The organism is Dyadobacter frigoris, assembly GCF_005280585.1.
In the GTDB taxonomy this organism is placed as follows: domain Bacteria; phylum Bacteroidota; class Bacteroidia; order Cytophagales; family Spirosomataceae; genus Dyadobacter; species Dyadobacter frigoris.
The window spans coordinates 1-20,312 of sequence record NZ_SZVO01000029.1 but is presented as its reverse complement, the minus strand read 5'-3'; the positions used below and the strand labels follow the sequence as shown (position 1 = coordinate 20,312).

The 20,312-nt window shown below is 40.6% G+C and carries 17 protein-coding genes and 1 tRNA gene; 7 read left to right on the top strand and 11 right to left on the bottom strand.

The annotated features are described in order from the left end of the window. Nucleotides 1-74 precede the first annotated feature (74 nt). Entirely contained in the window at nucleotides 75-866 is a 792-nt protein-coding gene (locus FDK13_RS33580; protein ID WP_137344397.1) for an MbnP family protein, read from the top strand. A 10-nt stretch (nucleotides 867-876) separates the two neighbouring features. Beyond that, the gene (locus tag FDK13_RS33575) at nucleotides 877-1,926 is read left to right on the top strand and encodes a cytochrome-c peroxidase (protein ID WP_137344396.1); all 1,050 of its coding nucleotides are present in this window, start codon (nucleotides 877-879) and stop codon (nucleotides 1,924-1,926) included. A 165-nt stretch (nucleotides 1,927-2,091) separates the two neighbouring features. On the opposite strand, the gene FDK13_RS33570 is transcribed toward FDK13_RS33575, so the two are convergent. After that, complete coding sequence (locus FDK13_RS33570) at nucleotides 2,092-3,135, bottom strand: NAD(P)-dependent alcohol dehydrogenase (protein WP_137344395.1); 1,044 nt, start codon at nucleotides 3,133-3,135, stop codon at nucleotides 2,092-2,094. Between the two features lie 461 nt (nucleotides 3,136-3,596). Between FDK13_RS33570 and FDK13_RS33565 the strand changes: the two genes are divergently transcribed. Then, a complete protein-coding gene (locus FDK13_RS33565) occupies nucleotides 3,597-4,724 on the top strand; it encodes an aldo/keto reductase (protein WP_137344394.1) in 1,128 nt (375 codons plus the stop codon). 107 nt (nucleotides 4,725-4,831) lie between these two features. On the opposite strand, the gene FDK13_RS33560 is transcribed toward FDK13_RS33565, so the two are convergent. From FDK13_RS33560 to FDK13_RS33540, 5 genes are all read right to left on the bottom strand, one after another. Beyond that, on the bottom strand, nucleotides 4,832-6,412 hold the full coding sequence (locus tag FDK13_RS33560; protein WP_137344393.1) for a RagB/SusD family nutrient uptake outer membrane protein: 1,581 nt from the start codon (nucleotides 6,410-6,412) through the stop codon (nucleotides 4,832-4,834). Between the two features lie 13 nt (nucleotides 6,413-6,425). Next, nucleotides 6,426-9,704 (bottom strand): SusC/RagA family TonB-linked outer membrane protein, encoded by a 3,279-nt coding sequence (locus tag FDK13_RS33555; RefSeq protein WP_170982995.1) that lies wholly within the window; start codon nucleotides 9,702-9,704, stop codon nucleotides 6,426-6,428. A 206-nt stretch (nucleotides 9,705-9,910) separates the two neighbouring features. Further along, on the bottom strand, nucleotides 9,911-10,972 hold the full coding sequence (locus FDK13_RS33550; protein WP_137344391.1) for a FecR family protein: 1,062 nt from the start codon (nucleotides 10,970-10,972) through the stop codon (nucleotides 9,911-9,913). A gap of 113 nt (nucleotides 10,973-11,085) precedes the next feature. Continuing rightward, a complete protein-coding gene (locus tag FDK13_RS33545) occupies nucleotides 11,086-11,688 on the bottom strand; it encodes an RNA polymerase sigma factor (protein ID WP_170982994.1) in 603 nt (200 codons plus the stop codon). Between the two features lie 565 nt (nucleotides 11,689-12,253). Next, nucleotides 12,254-12,340 (bottom strand) — tRNA-Ser (locus FDK13_RS33540). 242 nt (nucleotides 12,341-12,582) lie between these two features. On the opposite strand from FDK13_RS33540, the gene FDK13_RS33535 reads away from it, so the two are divergent. Together FDK13_RS33535 and FDK13_RS33530 are read left to right on the top strand one after the other, a co-directional pair. Further along, entirely contained in the window at nucleotides 12,583-12,936 is a 354-nt protein-coding gene (locus FDK13_RS33535) for a YciI family protein (RefSeq protein WP_137344389.1), read from the top strand. 39 nt (nucleotides 12,937-12,975) lie between these two features. After that, complete coding sequence (locus tag FDK13_RS33530; RefSeq protein WP_137344388.1) at nucleotides 12,976-14,217, top strand: RNA polymerase sigma factor; 1,242 nt, start codon at nucleotides 12,976-12,978, stop codon at nucleotides 14,215-14,217. Between the two features lie 35 nt (nucleotides 14,218-14,252). Here the strand turns inward: FDK13_RS33530 and FDK13_RS33525 are convergent, their stop codons facing one another. The 3 genes from FDK13_RS33525 to ypfJ form a co-directional block, all read right to left on the bottom strand. Next, a complete protein-coding gene (locus FDK13_RS33525; protein WP_137344387.1) occupies nucleotides 14,253-14,732 on the bottom strand; it encodes a DUF6265 family protein in 480 nt (159 codons plus the stop codon). 13 nt (nucleotides 14,733-14,745) lie between these two features. Continuing rightward, nucleotides 14,746-15,222, bottom strand: coding sequence for a YybH family protein (locus FDK13_RS33520; RefSeq protein WP_137344386.1), 477 nt, complete (start codon nucleotides 15,220-15,222; stop codon nucleotides 14,746-14,748). Between the two features lie 263 nt (nucleotides 15,223-15,485). After that, nucleotides 15,486-16,337 (bottom strand): KPN_02809 family neutral zinc metallopeptidase, encoded by an 852-nt coding sequence (gene ypfJ, locus FDK13_RS33515; RefSeq protein ID WP_137344385.1) that lies wholly within the window; start codon nucleotides 16,335-16,337, stop codon nucleotides 15,486-15,488. A 604-nt stretch (nucleotides 16,338-16,941) separates the two neighbouring features. Between ypfJ and FDK13_RS33510 the strand changes: the two genes are divergently transcribed. Together FDK13_RS33510 and FDK13_RS33505 are read left to right on the top strand one after the other, a co-directional pair. Continuing rightward, a complete protein-coding gene (locus tag FDK13_RS33510; RefSeq protein WP_137344384.1) occupies nucleotides 16,942-17,727 on the top strand; it encodes a mechanosensitive ion channel family protein in 786 nt (261 codons plus the stop codon). Nucleotides 17,728-17,855: 128 nt separating this feature from the next. Then, complete coding sequence (locus FDK13_RS33505) at nucleotides 17,856-18,209, top strand: hypothetical protein (protein WP_137344383.1); 354 nt, start codon at nucleotides 17,856-17,858, stop codon at nucleotides 18,207-18,209. A gap of 90 nt (nucleotides 18,210-18,299) precedes the next feature. Here the strand turns inward: FDK13_RS33505 and FDK13_RS33500 are convergent, their stop codons facing one another. Next, nucleotides 18,300-19,229: a Nif3-like dinuclear metal center hexameric protein gene (locus FDK13_RS33500; RefSeq protein ID WP_137344382.1), complete on the bottom strand. Its 930-nt coding sequence runs from the start codon at nucleotides 19,227-19,229 to the stop codon at nucleotides 18,300-18,302. A gap of 80 nt (nucleotides 19,230-19,309) precedes the next feature. Next, nucleotides 19,310-20,044 carry an outer membrane beta-barrel protein gene (locus FDK13_RS33495; RefSeq protein ID WP_170982993.1) on the bottom strand — a complete coding sequence of 245 codons (735 nt, stop codon included), beginning with the start codon at nucleotides 20,042-20,044 and terminating at the stop codon, nucleotides 19,310-19,312. Nucleotides 20,045-20,312 lie beyond the last annotated feature (268 nt).

Below are 20,312 nucleotides of genomic sequence, written 5' to 3'. Positions count from 1 at the left end.
ATGCATTCTAAGAATGCCAGGGGGAATTATGTCTTCTTTACCCGTTTCCCGGCTTCAAAATACTAACAAATTCTATGAAACATATCCTTATTTTACTTACGGTGGCCGCCTTATTTTCTTCTTGTTCAAACGATGATGATTCTTCCGATGTCGTTACGCCGGTTGCTTCTCAAAAAACGACCATTACCTTCGATGCCCGGGCTGGAAGTTCGGATTTTGCCCTGAACAAAGACTTCACGATAGGAACTCAGGTTTATAATTTTACCAAACTCAGGTATTGGGTAAGTAATATTTCACTGACAGACTCAAAAGGTGTGGAATATAAAGTGCCAAATTCGTACTATTTAATGGAAGAGGTTGGGGATCTGGATCTTACAGGTACCGTTAATGGTGGTAAAATGATCTATCCGGCCAACAAACGCGAATCCATTACGCTCAGTGAGATTCCGGCAGGCGATTACAAAAAAATAACATTTTCAATCGGTGTCGATTCTAAATACAACGACAATCTGAGTTTGCAGGCTGGTGAGCTTTCGATTGCCAATGGTATGAGCAGCATTGCGTGGATGTGGCATACGAGCTACATTTTTTCATCAATCGCAGGAACTGTAAAACAGGGGACGGATGCCGCTTCTTTTTTATCGGAAACCGGATTGAACGCCAATTTTAAAACCGTTTCCGTTGATTTTAATTCAACTGTTGACTTGTCGAAACCTGTGATTTTAAATGTTGATGTAACGAAAGTATTTGATGGAGTGGATCTTGTCAAAAATCCAAAAATCGATGCGTCAAGCGCTACTTTGATGTCCGCTGTTGCAGTAAATATGGCTACCAAAACAATCACGCTTGGCTCTGTTGTAAAGTAATTAAACTTCAATGAATCATTGGAAAGCGACCATACTGGCAGCGATTTTGATAAATATCCTGCCGGCGTGCAGCAGAAATGAAAATGTTTCGGAACCACAGGTTTTTCACCTGGCGGTTCCGGAGCACTTTCCACAGCCTGCTGCTGACACAGAAAACCCCGCGACATCCGAGGGTGTTGCGCTGGGAAAGGAATTGTTTTTTGATACAAGACTGTCTGCTGACAATAATATTTCCTGCGCAAGCTGCCATTTGCAGTCGAAAGCTTTTAGCGACGGCGTTGCATTAAGTAGCGCGGGAGTTTCGCACACGACTCTTTTGAGGCATACGCCGGCTCTTTTTAATCTGGCCTGGGCGGATAATGGCTTGTTTTGGGATGGAGGATCTTCAAATCTTGAATCTCAGGCATTTGGTCCTTTAACCGCTCATGACGAAATGGGACAGGATTTGCTCCAGCTGGTTGCCGAGCTAAACGCCGTTCCATTGTACGTGAAAAGGTTCAAAACCGTTTTTAACGAAGAAATTAAACCGCAGAATATTGTCAAGGCTTTGGCGCAATTTGAGAGATCGCTGATATCTGCCAACTCAAAATATGATAACTATAAACTGGGGAAATCCGGCGCTACACTGAGTCCGCTTGAATTGAAAGGGATGGAGCTTGTTCGTTCAAAATGCCAGGGCTGCCATGCAGGAGAGCTTTTTACAGATTTTAGCTATCATAACAATGGGATTGATTCGGATTTTACCAACACGGATCATGAAGGGATTTATCAGGGAAGATACCGGATCAGTTATGATGTTTCTGATCTGGGAAGTTTCAAAACACCTTCTCTTAGAAACCTGGCGCTAACGGCTCCATATATGCATGATGGCCGTTTTGCTACCTTGCAAGTGGTGATCGATCATTATTCTGAAAACATTCGTTACTCTCAAACTCTTGATCCGTTACTAACACAAAAGGGTATGAAATTATCAAAAGAGGAAAAAGAAGCCATACTGGCATTTCTTTCCACGTTAACAGATTACACTTTTACCGGCAATCCCGTTTTTAGTAAACCTTAATCATCAAACAAAGATTTTTGAGTGCGTTTCTTTCTTCTTGTGTGGCGTCGCGGACGAAGTTTTTGACTGAAAACATCAGGGTTCAGATTTTGTAATAAATGCATAAATTTTCTTTTTAGAGCCGTACCGAGAATGATACAGCCCTAAAAAGAAATACTATAATGCTTACAAAGTTGCCATGTCGATTACAAACCTGTATCGAACGTCACCTTTTTCCATTCTGTCGTAGGCAGTTTGAATGTCTTTCATATCAATCATTTCAATATCGGAAACGATATCGTTCTCTGCGCAAAAATCGAGCATTTCCTGGGTTTCAGCTATGCCTCCAATGCCAGAACCTCCAATACTTTTCCTGCCGCCCAGCAAACTGAATGCAGCGATTTCAGCCGGTTTTGGCGGAACACCTACGCAGATCAGCGTGCCATCCGTTCTCAGCAAGGATAGATACATGTTAAAGTCGTGTTCAGCAGAGACAGTATCCAATATAAAATCAAATGTGCCCATAGCCGCTTTTACCTGAGCTTCGTCTGTGGTTACTACAAAATTGTGGGCACCAAGTTTCCTGGCATCTTCTTCTTTTTTAGGCGATGTGCTCAATACAGTCACATCCGCACCAAATGCTACACCAAACTTAACAGCCATGTGACCCAAGCCACCAAGACCCAATACGGCCAGCTTATGTCCTTTACCAACTTTCCAATGTCTTAAAGGAGAATAAGTGGTGATTCCGGCACACAATAATGGTGCGACAGCAGCCAGGTTTAATTTCTCTGATACATGCAGTACAAACTCTTCTCTGACAACAATTGTATTCGAGTAGCCTCCATAAGTAGGTGTTTTACCATCACGTTCAAGACCATTGTAAGTCTGAGTGCTACCTTCTAAACAATACTGTTCAAGATCTTTCTTGCAATTTTCGCACTCCTGGCACGAATCGACCATACAACCTGTACCTGCGAGATCACCTACTTTAAATTTCTTTACATGGTCTCCCACTTTAATCACGCGGCCAACAATTTCATGGCCTGGTACCATAGGAAATATCCCGGGAAACCAGTCATTTTTTATCTGATGCAAATCCGAGTGGCAAACGCCGCAAAATAAAATATCAAACTGTACATCGTGCGGGCCAACTTCCCTGCGCTCAAATGTCCAGGGAGTCAATTCCTCGGCAACGCTTTGCGCAGCATATCCTTTTGTTTCTATCATTTTACAGTTTGGTTAAATAAAAAATAAAGGTAGGAACTTGCCTAAATAACAGATTGCAAGAATCAAACAATTGATTACAACGGTCAAACATTATTTATTAATGTTATCCCATTTTGACTTAACCATTGTCATGATCTTTAACATATTCGTTTGACTTTGAAATTACATTTTTGCAAAATTATTGTTAGCCAGCGTTTTATGAGTATTTGGATGATAGAAGTTTTATTACCCCTGCCGACCTTAATATTAGGAAAAACTGAAAAATCCTGGTTTAACTTTAAATATAAGAAAGCTAGTAAATGTTTGATTTCATTAATATACTGTTTGGTTTCCGTTATTCCATGTAGTAAGGATGAGATAATTTTGCATTATCAATTTTCTGATAATCAGATGAAAAGTTGATTCAGTATTACCAATAACAACCTGGAAACCATCAAAGCAAATAATTAAATTCGTCAAACATGAAACATCAAAACAGAAGGAATTTTCTCAAAGCGGGTACAACATTAGGAGCATCACTGATGGTATTGCCGGCGCTAAGTTTCCCGTCATCTGTGAAACCATCAATACAAGCAGATGCAGACATAAAGCCTGCTGCAAACGTAAAATACCGCACATTAGGTTCAGGAAAACACAGTTTAAAAGTATCTGCCGTTGGGCTAGGCTGTATGGGGATGAGCTGGAACCGCAGTTTTGTACCCGATAGAAAAAATAGTATTGCTGTCATCAGAAAAGCTTACGAAATAGGTATAAACCTGTTTGATACTGCTGAGGCCTACGGACCATTTGCAAATGAAGAGTTGGTAGGTGAAGCGATAGCACCTTTTAGAAAGAACATAATCCTTTGCAGCAAGTTTGGATTTGATATTCAAAATAACAAACTGACAGGAGGCTTCAATAGTGACCGCAAACACATCAGGCTGGTAGTCGAACAATCCTTAAAAAGGCTAAAAACAGATACAATTGACTTGTTGTATCAGCACCGTGTTGACCCGAAAATTCCTATGGAAGATGTTGCCGGAACGGTAAGCGATTTGATAAAAGAGGGAAAAGTAAAACATTTTGGACTAAGCGAAGCTGACCCTGATAATATCCGAAAAGCTCATGCCGTACAGCCGGTTACTGCCATTCAAACTGAATTGTCCTTAATGTCAAGAGAACCGATAACGGGCATATTTCCGGTTTGTGAAGAATTAGGGATAGGTTTTGTGCCTTACAGTCCGCTGGGCAGGGCTTATCTCACCGGTTCTCTAACCGAACGAACAAAATTCGTTCCGGGTAATGATAATCGTCCAACATTGCCTCGATATACATCTGAGGCGATTCAGGCCAACTGGGGAATTATTGAGTTATTAACAGAATTTGGAAATCAAAGAGGATTGACCCCGGCTCAGGTTTCACTGGCATGGTTGCTTGCTCAAAAACCTTGGGTTGTTCCAATACCTGGTACATCGAAGCAAGCACATTTACAAGAAAACCTTTGGTCAGCTGATTATGAATTTAGTGCCGAAGATTTGAAAATGCTCACAGAGGCAATATCACAGATCCAAATCGTAGGAGACAGGTATCCTGGCGGCAAGGCAAGATAGCGGTTCTGCCGTTGGCCTTGCCTGGTATTTGATACTCATTGCCGTTGGATCCATGTGACAGCGTAAACAGTCACACGGATCCAACGGGTAGCTGACTGACGGAAGTGCTAGTACCCTGGGTTTTGAGTCATGTTTGGGTTTCCCTCCGTTTCTCTGGCCGGAATGGGCCATAAATAATCTTTTTGCGAAAATGTGCGGGTTTCAACGTTAACTGCCTTTTTTGTTTTTGGATTAATGGCTCCTTCAACAATACCATTCATTACTTTTTCTCCAATTTTCCATCTCCTTATGTCAAACAAACGGCTTCCTTCAAAGGCAAGTTCTACACGTCGTTCCCGTTGATAAAGTTCCCTTATTTTAGCTTCCGAATTGTAAACAGCTATATCTGCATTTGGCATTTTGGCCCGGTTCCTGATCTGGTTGATGTATTTAATAACATCCGGATCATTCCATTTGCCACTTTCAACCAAAGCTTCAACATACATTAGTAAAAGATCTCCGTAGCGATATATCATATAATCCAGCGAGCCTCCTTTTCCTTTATCAGCCAGATCTACGTACTTTCTGAGCCAATAACCGGTTTTGGACGAATAAATGGCGGCCAGTCTGTTTGGGTTATTAGGCGAATCATCCCAGGGGTCAAGTTTGCCGTAATAGGTTGAGCCCGGATAAGCAATCGTGGCGTCCATCCTCGGATCGCGGTTGGATTTATAATTGGGATTTTGCCTGTAAATTTCAGTGCTGTCTGTCCCTAATTCTGCCAAAGTTTTGCCCTGTCTGGTTTCATAGGTATTCATAAGAGAACCCGTTGGATTAAGACAAGCATTTCCCCCAAGATATCCTGGCGCACTCCTGTAAAAACTGTCATTATTTCCAGCTTGTTTTATAAATATTCGCTCTTCATTTACCTGCCCTTCGTAATTGAACAAGTTTAAGTAGTTTGGGTGAAGCTTGTAAAGATTCAGGTCAATGACTTGTTTGGCCGCCGTAGCTGCCATCGTATATTGGCGGTTGTTGAGCAATGCAACAGTTTTCATAGTGTAACAGGCACCTTTGGTAATCCTCTTTACATCATTGATTGGATAAGTCGTGGGCAAATCAGCGGAGGCCGCATCAAGTTCTGCGACAATAAAGTCTACAATTTCCTGCCGGGAATTCTTTTTAAGATCAGTTTCGGTAGGAAGCACAACAGCAGTAACAATGGGTACTTCGCCGTAATACAAAAATAGGTCCAGGTGAAGCCAGGCTCTCAAAGCGCGTGCTTCTGCAAAGTACCGTTTTTTTAGATTCGGTTCTATCAGCGCTTTTCCTGCATGTTCGAGAAACCTGTTGGCGCGGCGGATAGCGATATAATTTTCTTCCCAAACCGGCTGTACTGCATACCAGTCACCTCCTCTCATTTGTGAATTGGCATTTCCCAGGGCAATTGTATTTACCTCTCCAAAGAAATTTGCATACCAAACGGCATTGTCGGTCATACCTTCGAAGGTGATTCTGGTATTTCTTTTAAATTGAAACTGACCGGTTGGTACCTGTTCATAAATCGCATTGAGCGCTGTGTTGATTTCACCTTCCGTGTTCCAGAAATTTTCGTCGGTGGTAGCAGTAGGGTGATCCTTCGTCAGGAAATCATCATTACAGGAACTCAGAAAAAACATCGTTATTAATAAAATATATATCCTTTTCATGATTTAGTTGAGTTTAAAATTTAACATTCAATCCAACGGTATACACTTTCATCATCGGGTAGTTGGCTTCACTGCCCCTTGTTTCCGGATCAAAGTATTTCATTTTACTAAGCGTGATCGCGTTTTGTGTATTGACAAACACACGCAGATTGGTTATTTTTAATTTTTTAATGAACTGAGGTTTGAAATTGTATCCCAGTTGTATGTACTTGACTCTCAGAAATGCAGCATTGGTTAGCCAATAGTCGGCCGGAAGGACATTATTGCCCGGAGCGGGTGCCAGTCTTGGAAACATTGCATTCGGGTTTTGCGGGGTCCAGTAATCCGTCTGAAATTGCATCGGTGTTCCTCCGTCAAAATTGGAAGTAACGTTCAACGGCGTTTGGTATCGTCCCGTGTAGTAGGCCAGACTTTTTGTGAAGCCATTGATCTGGGTTTCGAGCGAGAATCTTTTGTAAACAAAGTTCAGGTTTGTAAAATAGCTGCCCTGGGGATTTGGGTTGCCAGAAATCACTTTATCGGCTTTGTCTATATTTTTATCCCCATTAATATCAACGTATTTAATATCCCCGATTTGTTGTCCCGGTAAAAGTGTTGTCCCGCCGTCTATGTCTTTTTGTGTGAGTAAACCATCCGTTTTGTACAGATAGTAGCTGTTGATCGGCTGGCCAACTTCATTGATGTCAACACCGCTGGTTCCAATATATGGTCCGCCTCTAAGTGACAGGATTTTATTGCTGTAATACGAATACCCGACGCTGGCACTCATTTCGAAATCTCTGCTGAACGTTTTGGAATAATTAAGCATAAATTCCCAGCCTTTATTGGATACTGAACCCGAATTGATCGGAAGCGTAGCTACCCCGGATGAAAGTGATAATGGCGGTGTAAGCAAAATGTTATCCGTTGTTTTACTAAACCAGTCGATCGTCAAACCCAGATTTTGAAACAATCTTATATCGGTTCCTATGTCCAGCATTTTGACAGTTTCCCAGGTGATTGCCGGATTTCCTATCGAAGTTTCATTTCCGTTTCCACCGTCGATCAGACTTTGATATCTATAAAGCTCATTTACGTCGTCATTTCTGCCATTATTACCCATCAACCCATAAGATGCTCTTAGCTTGAAACTGGTAACGAACTTAACGTCTTTCAGGAAATCCTCGTTGTGAACATTCCAACCCAATGCAACCGAAGGAAATGTTCCCCATTTGTGACCAGGACCAAATTTGGAAGAGCCGTCTGTCCTTACAGTACTTTCCAACAAATACTTATTGTTAAAAACATAGTTGAACTTCACAAAATAAGAGGCCAGGTTTGCCTGGTCAAAATTGGAAATGAAATTTGCCTCCCGAGAAATTCCGCCAATCGCATAAATAAAATGTTTACCGTACGTTTGGGAAAATTCAAGGTTGGAAGACAGATAGTTATACGTGGCTCTTCCAACGCTGGACGCTTTTTGATTGGTATAGGTGAAAACAAGATTTCCCGTATAGTAATCAAGGAAATTGTAGGAATTTCGGTTAGTTAAGCCGCCTTCAGAAGTAACACGATAAAGATATTGTCCCCTTAGCTTTAATTCAGGTGTGATCTGCCAAACCGGCTGAAAATTAATGTTGATCTGATCTCTCTTATTTTGCGCATAACCACCTCTTTCCAATTCAGCCATAGGATTCATCATTTCTCCAAAATTTCCATAAGCCTGGTAACCGTCATCTTTCAACGGATATTTTGGGACGATATTCGGAGGTGTTGAATAAACCAAATGGAGGGAATTCCCAAACCGCACCAGCTCTGATCGATTTCTGCTTCTTGTTGCCACTAAATCCAGCAGCATGGAAACGTTTTTAGTGAGCGTAACACCTGTATTCGCGCGAAAAGAAAACCTTTCAAAATCGCGTTTAGGCGTTAGTCCGTCCTGGAACAGGTAGTTACCACTCACGGCGAACCGGGCAAGTTCATTACCACCTGAAATGCTGACAGAATGACTTTGGATCACAGGATTCTTTTTTAACATCAGTTTGGACCAGTTCGTATTCGGATAGTTGACCGGGTCAGAGCCTTCGGCTGTTTTCTGAATTGTGGTTTCACTGTAAGGCTCCAAACCGCCTATGTTTGCGTATGCCTCATTTACCATGGTCATATACTTTGGAGCGTCAACAAATTTAGGAAGATAAGTCGCATTCTGAACACCGCCGTAACCGTCATAGGTGACTGAAAGTTTGCCGGGAATACCTCTCTTGGTGGTAACCAGAATTACACCGTTTGCAGCTCGTGCACCATAGATTGATGCCGCTGCCGCGTCTTTCAAAACGGTGATACTTTCCACCGTTGTCGGGTCCACTGAATTGATGTCGAAAGGGACGCCATCAACCAGCACAAGGGGAGAGGTTCCGCCGATGGTGGAAATTCCACGGATTAGAATGTTTGAGCGGTCTTCGCCGGCCATCCCGCTGCCCTGCATAACTGTAAGTCCTGTTACCCCGCCTTGTAATGCCTGTGATAACTGGGTGATCGGTTTGTTTGCAATGGCTGCTTTCACATCCAGTTTTCCTATGGAATTTGCCAGATTTCGTGCTTTTTGCTCTGAATATCCTGTAACTACGACCTCATTCAGTGCTGTATTTTGTTCAGCAAGGGAGATCACCATATTTTTGGTATTGGAAACAACGATTTCTTTTGTATCCAGGCCAATAAAGGTAAAAACAAGCACTTCACCTTTTCTGACAGAAATTTCGAAATTTCCATTAGGGTCGGTTGTTACGCCGCGATCTGTATTTTTAACCTGAATCGTTACTCCCGGCAACGAAACCGGCGGCTCCTTGCTGTCGAAAATCTGTCCTTTGATGATAAAACTGCTATCGGCTAATGCTCCCGTCGCGTTATGCTTTGGTTTATCCACTGGTTTTAAAATGGAATTTTTGACCTGGCCGCGTTTAAGTAGGATGGTGTTTTTATTTGATAATTTGAAAGTAATTCCAAGCGGATACAAAATACCGTTTAGAATGGCTTCTAAACGATTATTTTCGTCGTGTACTGAAACTTTACGATCGGCAAAGATCATTTCGTGGCTGTAAACAAAGCGCACATTTGCTTTTTTTTCGATTTTTTCAAGCACCTGATCAAGGTTCATTTCGGTAACTATAATAGATATACGTTGATCCAGGACGTTTTGTTTGTCTGGCGCTTTGGCAAAAATTGGACCAATAAGCAGAAAGATGAGTATGATTGGCCCGATTGATATCCGCATCAGGTTAACCGGAGTATAGATTTTTTTTCGATTTTTTTGCATAATTTTGATTTGGTTTTGTGTTCTGTAAGTACCAGAGTTGCAAGCCATCTCCTCTGCCAATTTGAAGCGTACCCGGTGTGCGAAACCGGATCATGAAACAGCATTGGAGATTTAAGTCAGCCGGTGATGTTTCAGCATTACCGGCTTTTATCAGTAGATATTCTATTTCATTGGCGCTTTTCAGTTAAGTTGTTGCTTACTTATTTTTATTTTTCACAGCCGTCTGAATAAATAGAAACCGTATTGTTTTTCATTTCAAATCTCGCATTAAGAACTTCACAGATCATTTCCAGTTTTTCCAGGATCGGCTCATCGCCCAGTCTGGCAGTAATATTACATTTGACAGTGACAATTTTGTCAAAATTGATATGCACACCGTACACCAGTTCCAGGGTACTAAAAACATCTTTTAACGAAGACTTTTTAAATGTGAAATATTGAGATTCAATTGGCAGGTTGATCAGGACCGGTTCATTTACATTTTGTGTTTTGAATTCATTGCTTTCCCGATTCAATGTCACGAGCTGATTGGGATTCAGGGTCAGATGATTCGTTTTTGTTTCCTCACCAGCTTTATTTCTGGAAATTTCCACGACGCCTGTTTTAACAACGAGCTGCACCTGCTTATCCGTGGCGTTGGCTTTAATACTGAAACTTGTTCCTGTAACTTTTGTCAACATTTCACCTGAATAGATGTAAAAAGGTTTATCCGGGTTCTTTTGAACCTCGAAAAACGCTTCCCCCAGCATAACCACTTCACGCTTATCCGCATAGAACTTGTCGGGATAGCTGATCCGGGCGTCTTTTTTCAGGATTACGGAACTGCCATCGGGCAGAGTCACCAACTTCACTTGTTCTGTATTATTGATTATTTCAATGATTGCAGTACTGCCAGAGCGGGAGAGGACGGCATTGTATGGCACCGGGAAAAACTGTTTCCGGTAATATCCGCCAAAACCCAGCGTAAGTAACAGTACTGCCGCGACCTGAAACCATCTTCCCCGCCACCAGGACCTGACCTGTCCTTCCTGCGAAATGTAGTCAAGCAATTTGGATTTTCTTAAAGCCAGTTCCTGTTCCGGAATGTTGTCGAATTCTCCCCGGACCATTAGTAAAATATCCTTGGCCTGCTCTATGTTTTCTGCCTGCGACGGTGTGTTTTCCAGGATCGAAATCCAGAAAGAATCTTGTTCACCTTTGTAAACCCATTTACGAAACCCAGGATCATCGACCCAATCTGTGACCTCGAAGTTCTTATAGTTATTCATGGAATTGTTTAAAATAGCTACTTCTGAAACGATGAGTTAACAGTCGCTATTCCATACCCATGGATTATGAAAAAAAATCGAAAAAAAAATTATATTCTCTTAAAACGACGTTGTCAGATCATCAAATCGATGATCATTGTCAGCAGAATGGTTTTGCATTTCCAGTATTCCCGCAATTTCAGAATCCCGTAATGCAGATAGTTGGCAACTGCCTGACGTTGTAATCCCATGATGCTGGCAATTTCCTCATGGGAAAGGTCTTCGTAATATTTTAGGTATAGCGCCTCTCGTTGTCTTTTGGGAAGTAGCTCAATTCCGTTTACGAGACGACTGCTGTTGAGTGCGTCGGTTTCGTCCTTTATCCATTTTAATTCAGCGGTACTATCATTTGAAAACTGCTCCTCATTTGCTGACAGACCAGAAAACCTGGATTGTTTTTTGAGTCTGCTAATCAGATTGTTTCGCAAGGATTGAAACAGATAAGGTTTGATTGAAATAATGTGGTCTAGTTTTTCCCTCTTTTCCCAAATTTCCAGAAACAGATCCTGGATGCAATCTTTGATGAGGTCCTTATCCGGCGAAAACCGGGTGCCATAATGATAGAGGGAATTGAAGTTGTGATCTACCAGGTCGCTAAAGGCAGTTTTATCCCCTGCGCAGAACTGTGTCCAGCGTTCGGACAAATAAGTGTCATGTAAATATTCTGTTTGTTTCACGCAAATTCAGGACAAAACCCGCCATTCATTCCACAATATTCACTTTACATTATGCAAGTATTTCTTGTTATCGGAATGTAAATAAGTGGTTTCACTTTTTTATAACTGTCCTGCGCTGTCTTGTTTTTGAAAAATAAATCTTTTTTCGTGTCATCAGTACCATCCTGCAAGACTCCACTATCCGAAGCTAAGCACATTTTAGGCAAGGAGAGATAAGGTTTTTATAAAATTCCACGTTTGATTTATCGTTGTGCGTTATTTTTAGTGTCCACTCATCATGGCTACCAATTTGTCAATTGCACCTTCAGCATGAAATAGCTATCCAGTCGAACTATTCAACTTTGAAACAAAATTATATTCTAACATCCTTTCTGATAGCTCCTCCGTGGGAGAATGCCAGACGTACCACTCAACGTACCATTCTTTTTTCAAGTCACCGTCCCGATTTCTTAGGGCTGCAAATTGATACGGTTTCTTTTCATTACTCTGTATCATACCAAAAGTTTCATGGTAATTTGTCCCGATAACGACAAATGCCGCTTGGATTGCTCCAAACGGCATTTTGTAGAGAGGAAGAGATTCGAACTCTCGATACAGTCACCCGCATACACACTTTCCAGGCGTGCTCCTTCAACCACTCGGACACCTCTCTTTGTTTTAATCAGGGTGCAAAGATAGCTTTTCTGATCTTATATGCAAGTGAAATAAATAACTGAAAATTATTATCTCAGTTGTTTATTTAAGGAAATCAAATAGTAGCGCTGATAATTAAAAAGTTATCTGATTGGAATGAAAATATTTATCAATAATTTTTTTTCTATTCTTGTCCTATTCCTGCAAAGTGACTTGATATATAGTTGTAACTTAATTTTTAAACACTTTAATTCTTAGAAAATGGAAGAATACATTTTGATTTTCAGACATGAAGATGGACAAAAAGTGGCTTCACCCGAGCAGATGGAGATCTGGATGAAGCAAACGATGGACTGGATTGGCAGTATTACAGCCCAGAACAAATTTAGTGGAGGTAATGGGTTACCATTTGACGATAGCCGGGTCGTAAAACCAAATGGTGTTGTTACCAACGGGCCGTTCGGAGACATCAAGGAAACAATTGGCGGATATATTATCGTAAAGGCCGATTCTGTTGATGAAGCAGTTGAATTTGCAAAGGGATGTCCCGTTTTACAGGGAGAAGGGAATAGTGTAGAAGTTCGGAAAATCGCCAAAGGAGACGGGGTTCACTAACACGGTGGATTTTGTAACTTTACAGAAGCAAGTAAACCCATGGAAAAGCAGCAACTGATACCACACTTATTCAGAACGGAGTACAGGAAAATAACTTCTGTGCTTTGCAAACGATTTGGTATTGAGCATATTGAAATGGCTGAGGACATTGCAAGCGATACTTTTTTATTGGCTGTCGAGGTGTGGAGTTACAAGGGTTTGCCTGAAAATCCAACGGCCTGGCTGTATGCAGTTGCCAGGAATAAAGCTAAAAATCAGCTAACGCGAAATGCCATTTTCTCAGAAAAAATTGCCGGAGAATTGCAGCTTCATTCAGACAGATCAGTTTCGGAAATTGAAATTGATCTGTCTGACGAAAACATTTCGGATAGTCAGTTGCAAATGTTATTTGCACTTTGTCATCCGTCCATTCCGGTTGAGGCGCAGATCGGCCTATCGCTGCGCATTTTATGTGGATTTGGTATTGAAGAAATTGCTGACGCTTTTTTGACCAATAAGGCTACTATTAATAAACGTCTTTTCAGGGCAAAGGAAAAGCTTCGTCTGGAAAAAATACGCATTGTTTTTCCAGATGAAATTGAAATTGATAAGCGCCTTGAAACAGTTTTGACTACTTTATATCTGCTTTTCAACGAAGGGTATTATTCTGAAAGTCAAAATGAAGTATTACGAAATGACCTTTGTCTTGAAGCGATCCGACTGGCTTATTTGCTTCATGAAAATGACAAAACGAATACGCCGCCGGTCAATGCCTTACTGGCTTTAATGTGCTTTCATTCCTCTCGGTTTGAAGCAAGAAAAAGCAATAATGGAGAGGTAATTCTCTATGACGACCAAGATGAGTCGCTTTGGAATAAGGAATTGATCGCTAAGGGAATGTATTTTCTAAGTCAGGCATCCAAAGGAAAGTTGCTTTCCAAATACCATATTGAATCCAGCATTGCTTATTGGCATACGGTTAAAGCGGATTCAGAAGAGAAATGGGGAAATATTTTGCAGCTATATAATCAGCTTCTAATATTGGAATATTCGCCTGTTGCTGCCCTTAACCGTACATACGCACTTTCAAAGGTGAAAGGTAAAATGACGGCGATTCCGGAAGCGGAAAAAATAAATTTGGTAAACAATCATTTTTACTTTATGCTGTTAGGAACCTTGTATGAAAATGTTGATAATGAAAAGGCAAAAATGAATTTACAAAGTGCACTTCTATTGGCTAAATCCGATACCGATAAACAGGTTATCCAAAAGAAATTATTAAAATTTGAGCAGGTTTTTTGAAAGCATAATTTGTAACTAATACAGATTATAATCGATTATTTCTTACGCTTATAAGCAAAAACCATCTTTTCCATCCCATTATTTTTATTTTTCTCTTCCAGGATTACTTCAAGATTGCCGGTTGTAAGTTGGTAAATCAGTCTCAGGGATTTGTCTTTTGCTTCAAACACCGCTTTATTTTTTGAAAGTGAAACGAGTGGATATTCCAATGGTGAATTTTTATCTTCCCAACCAATGCTTCCCGGGTTGAAATGACGCAATTTCATCACCGGTACATTTTCAACTTGTTCGATAACGACAAATTCGTAAAAAACGACTTTCCCATCTTTTACGCAACGATAACTGGATATCAGGGAATTGCCCATGGGTGGTCCCCAAAACTCTTCCATGTCGCCCCATTCATGTTTCATAGTCCACGTTCCCGACATAAATGCCAAATCATTGATGGACGCTTTGAATTCCTGGGCGTAGGAAGTGACTGACAAAAGTAGAAGGAGAGCAAGTTTTGTTTTCATACCAGCGAATGTGTTATTTTTCGTCCGGCGCGGCCTGAACCATCTCACGAATGGATGCCCAGCCTGTCGGACTATCTTTGTATCGAATGTAAATTACCATTGCCCGACCTCTTGAATACGAAATCTGACTACCATTTTTGGGTGTAACCTTAATTGTAAATATACTGGTTTCAACGGCAGTGTCACCATTGAATAATGTATTTTCTATCTTGTTTTCTACAAATTCCAGTTTTGTAGTTTTAAAGGTTTCGGCCAGCCCTTTTATCATGGCGTCGCGGCCGTCAACATAGTTATTTCCTCCAAAAGCCTTGATTACTTTCGGATGATGTAATAAGGCAATGGTTGAGATATCGCCCCGGGCAAATGCCGAACGAATTGCTTCGGTAGTTTTTATTAATGCTTTTTGATCCTGTTCTGAATTATTTCTGTGACTGGCTGCACAGTTGGTTTCAATCAAAACAAAGAGAAAGCAATACATCAGGATTTTCATGGCTCACTTCAAGTTTAATAATCGTTATAAATCAAATTTTTAAATTTTTTTACCTCAAAGAAAGATTATCAAAAAATCAATAAAAAAATGCTTCGACCAATGCACAGAATGAATTGACGAAATGCACTTTGAGTGATTTAATATTTTCGTGGACTGGCTTAAAACAATATGATAGGAGGTGATACTTCTATCAGCGGAAAGCTTGTAGACTACAAAAAGCCCGGAAAATTTATCCGGGCTTTTTGTAAATTTTTAACAGTCAATTACTGTATATCCTCGTATTTTCCCTGATTCAAATCTCCCGTATCAAAACCTTTTTTGAACCAATACATTCTTTGTTTTGAGGTTCCGTGTGTAAACGCATCAGGCACAACATAACCCTGAGATTCCTTTTGTAATTTATCATCGCCAATGGCGTTGGCAGCAGTAAGTGCAGCTTCCAGATCTCCTGGTTCCAGAATATTGCTCATTTTCTGTGCGTGATTTGCCCATACGCCGGCCAGGAAATCTGCCTGTAATTCCAGCTTTACAGATAATTTGTTATAATCTTCTTCGCTCAAACGCTGACGCTGCTGTTGAAGCTGATCAGAAATTCCCATCAGATTTTGAACATGATGGCCAACTTCATGAGCAACAACATAGGCTACGGCGAAATCGCCTGGGGCGTTGAATTTATCCCTTAGTTCATCACAAAATGAAAGATCGATGTATACTTTTTCATCAGCGGGGCAATAAAATGGTCCCATAGCAGAGGAAGCGCCTCCACAGGCACTTTGGGATGAATTTTCAAACATCTGTAACGAAGGCATTTTATACTGACTTCCATTTTCTTTATAAATTTCCGACCACACATCTTCGGTACTTCCCAAAATTTTGGAAACCATATCAGCAGTTTTATCATCGGGCCGCGGGCCTTCAGGGCGCGCCTGAACCTGCTGCTCCGAAGACTGAGAGTTTTGTATCGTATCGAGAATCGCCGAAGGGTCCTGGCCGGTTAGCAGTCCGAGTACTACAACGATAATAACACCGATTCCGCCCACGGCAACCTTACCTCCGCCCGACATGCCCCGCCTGTCGTCAACATTTCCGCTTCTTCGTAAATCCTGCCAATTCATAAATTTTATAAGTTTAAGCCTTTGATTGATCTGTTTTATATGACATTTTTCACCTTCAAATATTCTCGATACTAATCTTATGTAAATAATATGCCACGGGCCTACAATTAAGTATTTTCATCCATCATTGCCAAAATTTTTTTCAATCAGCGCTGTATAACAAATATGCAGATGGGGGGTAATTTATCCTCAATTCTCACCAAAAATACCCGTCACCGTTTAATTGGAGTCTATCAGACTTTTCAGGTCGAAATTTTAATATGCAAAATTTGAAAGATTTAGAATCCGCATATATAAATATTCATTAGAAATCAGCAATTTATATTTGAGTGATTAATAGTTGGTGAAATGTATGTAGTTATAACTTCCTTTATTTCAGGTGTATATAAATTAAGAAATTGCTAAGTAAATCGATTTTGATATTTATTGGTTAAAGTGGCGCTTTAACAACAAAATCAATAATTAAAATAGTTTAGCAATGACCTCCATCAAAATCACAGAAATCAGGTAAAGTCCGCAAGCATGTTTTTTTAATCAATTATGGCCTTTGGAACGAATATTTCACGTATAGCCGTAAATCAAAGGTTTATTTAATATGCTGTTAATGAAAATAAATGAATTTTATGACAAGGCTACTCTTTGGATTCTTGATAAAGGGGCATCATTTTTACTGGGAGTAGCCGTATTGATGGTTGGTTTCTGGCTGATAAAAATGTTATCCGGATATATGTCAGCCCATATGGTCAGAAAAGAAATTGACCCCTCACTTTCACCATTTCTTCTAAGTCTTACAATAACGGTTTTAAGAGTTTTACTCATTATTGCTGGCATGCAGATCATCGGTATACAGATGACCGTTTTTGCAGCATTGATTGGGGCAATAGGCGTAGCAGCGGGTCTTGCACTGTCAGGAACGCTGCAAAATTTCGCCAGCGGTGTATTGATTTTACTCTTAAAGCCTTTTCAGGTAGGGGATAATATTCTGGCGCAAGGGCAGGAGGGAACTGTCACTGCAATCAAAATATTTTACACGATCATCACCACCTTTGATAACCGAAAAGTAATAGTTCCTAATAGTAAACTGTCCAACGAAGTCATTATTAATATCAGTAGTTCCGGAAGCAGAAGACTGGACGTTGAAATGAAATTCAGTAATGCTATTGATTTTAATGAAGTCAAAAAAAATATCGACAACGTTCTTGATAATTCTCAAAATACCCTCAAATCGCCGGAAAGAAGAGTTGGTGTATCATCGATCGAATCTGACGGTTATAAAGTGATGGTCAATGTCTGGATTAACGCCCACGGTTTCATTGATACCAAAATGACGGTTCAGGAAAAGATAATGGAAAGCCTGAAATCATCGGGTTTAAAATTGCCCGGTATGTGATTTGCATAAGGGCGGTCCAGTACATCTTCATCAACATCAATCATGCAAAAAGAATTAAGTTCACCAAATGCTATAAAGGCAACTTCCGCGCCTTCTAAGATTCCCCTTGATAAGTCGGAGCTATAGTGTTGGGAAAATGGAAATCTGAGGTTGATCAGCAATCGGGACCAATTCCGGCGCCCATGCCGCCAGACCGGAGAATTGGCTATGCAGTCGTTAGATTGAGATATCTATCACTGGAAGGAATTCTTCCGGCTCTAAATTCATACAAAAAATCGAAACTGACTGCACTTGTTAGCGGAAGCCTGGAAAAGATGAAAATGGTTGCAAGCCAGTATGGCATTAAATCCGAAAACTGTTATAGTTATGAAACGTACGACCGGATAAAAAGCAACAAGGAAGTTGATGCCTGTGTCAGGGCGAGCGTCAAACTGATGGTGGCATACAGAATCCAGTATCAGCAAGAGAGGGCAAGCCTGTAAAAATAAATGTGTTGCCGTCAACTGCCAGTATCCATGTTCCGGAACCAGAGCTGGACTAGCCAGATCCGATTCCGGAATCCATTTCAAGTCTTAAAGCCAGGTAAAAGGATCACCCGATGCCAGATGTGTAATTTTCACGTCTGGCAGTTTCGGTTGGAGCCATTCTGCAAACCATTCCATACCAGGTTCTTCGCTTACAGCATGTCCCAGAACGATTAAGGATATTTTCTGACCAAAACTTCTTGCATCCCGGATATATTCTGCCGTTTCCCATTCCGATAATTCCCCGACAATGAGGACATCCGGTTTTTCTTTTTCAGCCGTTGAAACCTGCATCGGCCCTCCCCAGGCTCCCGGGAGAAGTGCGATCCGTTCACAATTTTGATCCATATCCCCGATGATTCTCAGATGTGAAATGGCCAGAGATTTTTTAAGATGCTCAACCAGTTTTTGCAAAGAAACCGGTGGGATTTTGAGTATTACCTCGCCTGCTTTATAATAAGGCAGCCAATTGGCCTTTTTTGCAACACCATAACTTACAGCATCAGGTTTCAGAGAGTGGCAATAATCATGGAAACGCCAGATTACCATTTTATGTTTATCAAGCAACTCCTGTTTCTGTTTCAGAACTGCATTGTTTTTTACCCAATCCGATTTGTCGCTATGATTGTAAAACGACGGCTCATGAGCGATAATAAAGTTTGCATTTCGTTTGACAGCTTCTTCGATTATCGGGATGGTTGGGAACATCGTGGAAATAATTCCCGTTACGATCTGGTCCGCTTTTCCGATTTTAATAGTATCTACCGTATCTTTCAGGGGCGCAAGTCCGCCTTCTTTTAATACAAAATCAATTACCTCCTGCGCCGTCCATTGTTTTTTGACAGACCAGTTATTGTCTTTTGCAAAAGCAGGGCTGAGGTTTATTAAAGCTAAGCCGGCAGCAGATTTTATAGAATTTATGATGAATTTTCTTCGGTCCAAAGCGGAAAGATCAGACGACAGAATCGGTTTTTTCATGTGACTTTACGGGTAAAGGTTAAACGTCATTCAAGGTATATCTAAATAATTTGACAGCCAATACACCTTGATTGTTTGTTTTAATTATTCTTCAAACGTTCTGCTTCATCTTTTGATCCGGAGGACAAACTGTGTTGGCTTTTGCCGGTATTACCTCCAAAAGATTTGAAATAGGTCAATTTAAATATGGGAGAAACCCGCGATTCTGTATTAAAAGCCACATGATTTTTAATTGAAAAAGCTTCAGTTGTCAATGTTCCGTAATAGTTGTTTATCTGCATTGTTCTTAAAATATCAGATACTGAAAATTGAAAACTTCCATCATTTCCTTTCAGCGTTTTTTTTACTCCGGTATTGAGCATTCCGAATCCTCTTGTTTTAACCGACCCGTTGTAAGATGAAGCATTGTACCAACCGGAAATTTCCATTGTAAAACTTTTTGGCAGTTTAAAAACCTGACTAAAATTGGCAGAATAGCCGAAATAGGTTTTTTCAACCGGAATCAGTGTGTAGCTGACTTTAAAATTTCTTAGCCCTCCGACAAAGCCATAATTCATAGTCCACCAGTCATTAATTTTAAAGGGCAAACTAGCCTGAAAGGTAATATTGTTTTGAAAATCAAGATTTTGTGGAGATACGTACAACAAATTTCCTTCCGGCCTTTGGGTAATCTGATAGCGGGCAATGGGATGGTCGTCGCGACTAAAAAGTAATGAAAATGAATAATTCCGGTAATTATAGCCAAGTTTTATGTTATCGGTAATGGTTGGTTTCAACAATGGATTTTCTATATAACCACTTGGATTGCGTCGCAAAGCGTCCAGTTTAGACAAACACTGAAAGGTGAAGATCGCTCACACTTTTGACCTTCTTTTGAGGAAAGATATTGTTAATAATGCGACTAAAAGGATCGATGCCCCTGAATAAAAAGATCTATTTGTTTCCTTGGGAATATTGTGCCCGCTCCCTATGAAGCAAAACCAAATGAAGAGAAACAGCAATGTGACAATAAGCACAAGCCAGAATAAAATTTTCAGAAATAATTCCATTCCATGAATGTAAACGATTTAGACGACTAGTCAA

Coding starts and splice junctions, on each gene's coding strand:
- FDK13_RS33580 (WP_137344397.1), top strand. CDS start 75: ATGAAACATATCCTTATTTTACTTACGGTGGCCGCCTTATTTTCTTCT.
- FDK13_RS33520 (WP_137344386.1), bottom strand. CDS start 15,222: ATGAAAATCCTGATGTATTGCTTTCTCTTTGTTTTGATTGAAACCAAC.
- FDK13_RS33500 (WP_137344382.1), bottom strand. CDS start 19,229: ATGAAAAAACCGATTCTGTCGTCTGATCTTTCCGCTTTGGACCGAAGA.
- FDK13_RS33575 (WP_137344396.1), top strand. CDS start 877: ATGAATCATTGGAAAGCGACCATACTGGCAGCGATTTTGATAAATATC.
- FDK13_RS33565 (WP_137344394.1), top strand. CDS start 3,597: ATGAAACATCAAAACAGAAGGAATTTTCTCAAAGCGGGTACAACATTA.
- FDK13_RS33525 (WP_137344387.1), bottom strand. CDS start 14,732: ATGAAAACAAAACTTGCTCTCCTTCTACTTTTGTCAGTCACTTCCTAC.
- FDK13_RS33560 (WP_137344393.1), bottom strand. CDS start 6,412: ATGAAAAGGATATATATTTTATTAATAACGATGTTTTTTCTGAGTTCC.
- FDK13_RS33555 (WP_170982995.1), bottom strand. CDS start 9,704: ATGCAAAAAAATCGAAAAAAAATCTATACTCCGGTTAACCTGATGCGG.
- FDK13_RS33510 (WP_137344384.1), top strand. CDS start 16,942: ATGAAAATAAATGAATTTTATGACAAGGCTACTCTTTGGATTCTTGAT.
- FDK13_RS33550 (WP_137344391.1), bottom strand. CDS start 10,972: ATGAATAACTATAAGAACTTCGAGGTCACAGATTGGGTCGATGATCCT.
- ypfJ (WP_137344385.1), bottom strand. CDS start 16,337: ATGAATTGGCAGGATTTACGAAGAAGCGGAAATGTTGACGACAGGCGG.
- FDK13_RS33570 (WP_137344395.1), bottom strand. CDS start 3,135: ATGATAGAAACAAAAGGATATGCTGCGCAAAGCGTTGCCGAGGAATTG.
- FDK13_RS33530 (WP_137344388.1), top strand. CDS start 12,976: ATGGAAAAGCAGCAACTGATACCACACTTATTCAGAACGGAGTACAGG.
- FDK13_RS33535 (WP_137344389.1), top strand. CDS start 12,583: ATGGAAGAATACATTTTGATTTTCAGACATGAAGATGGACAAAAAGTG.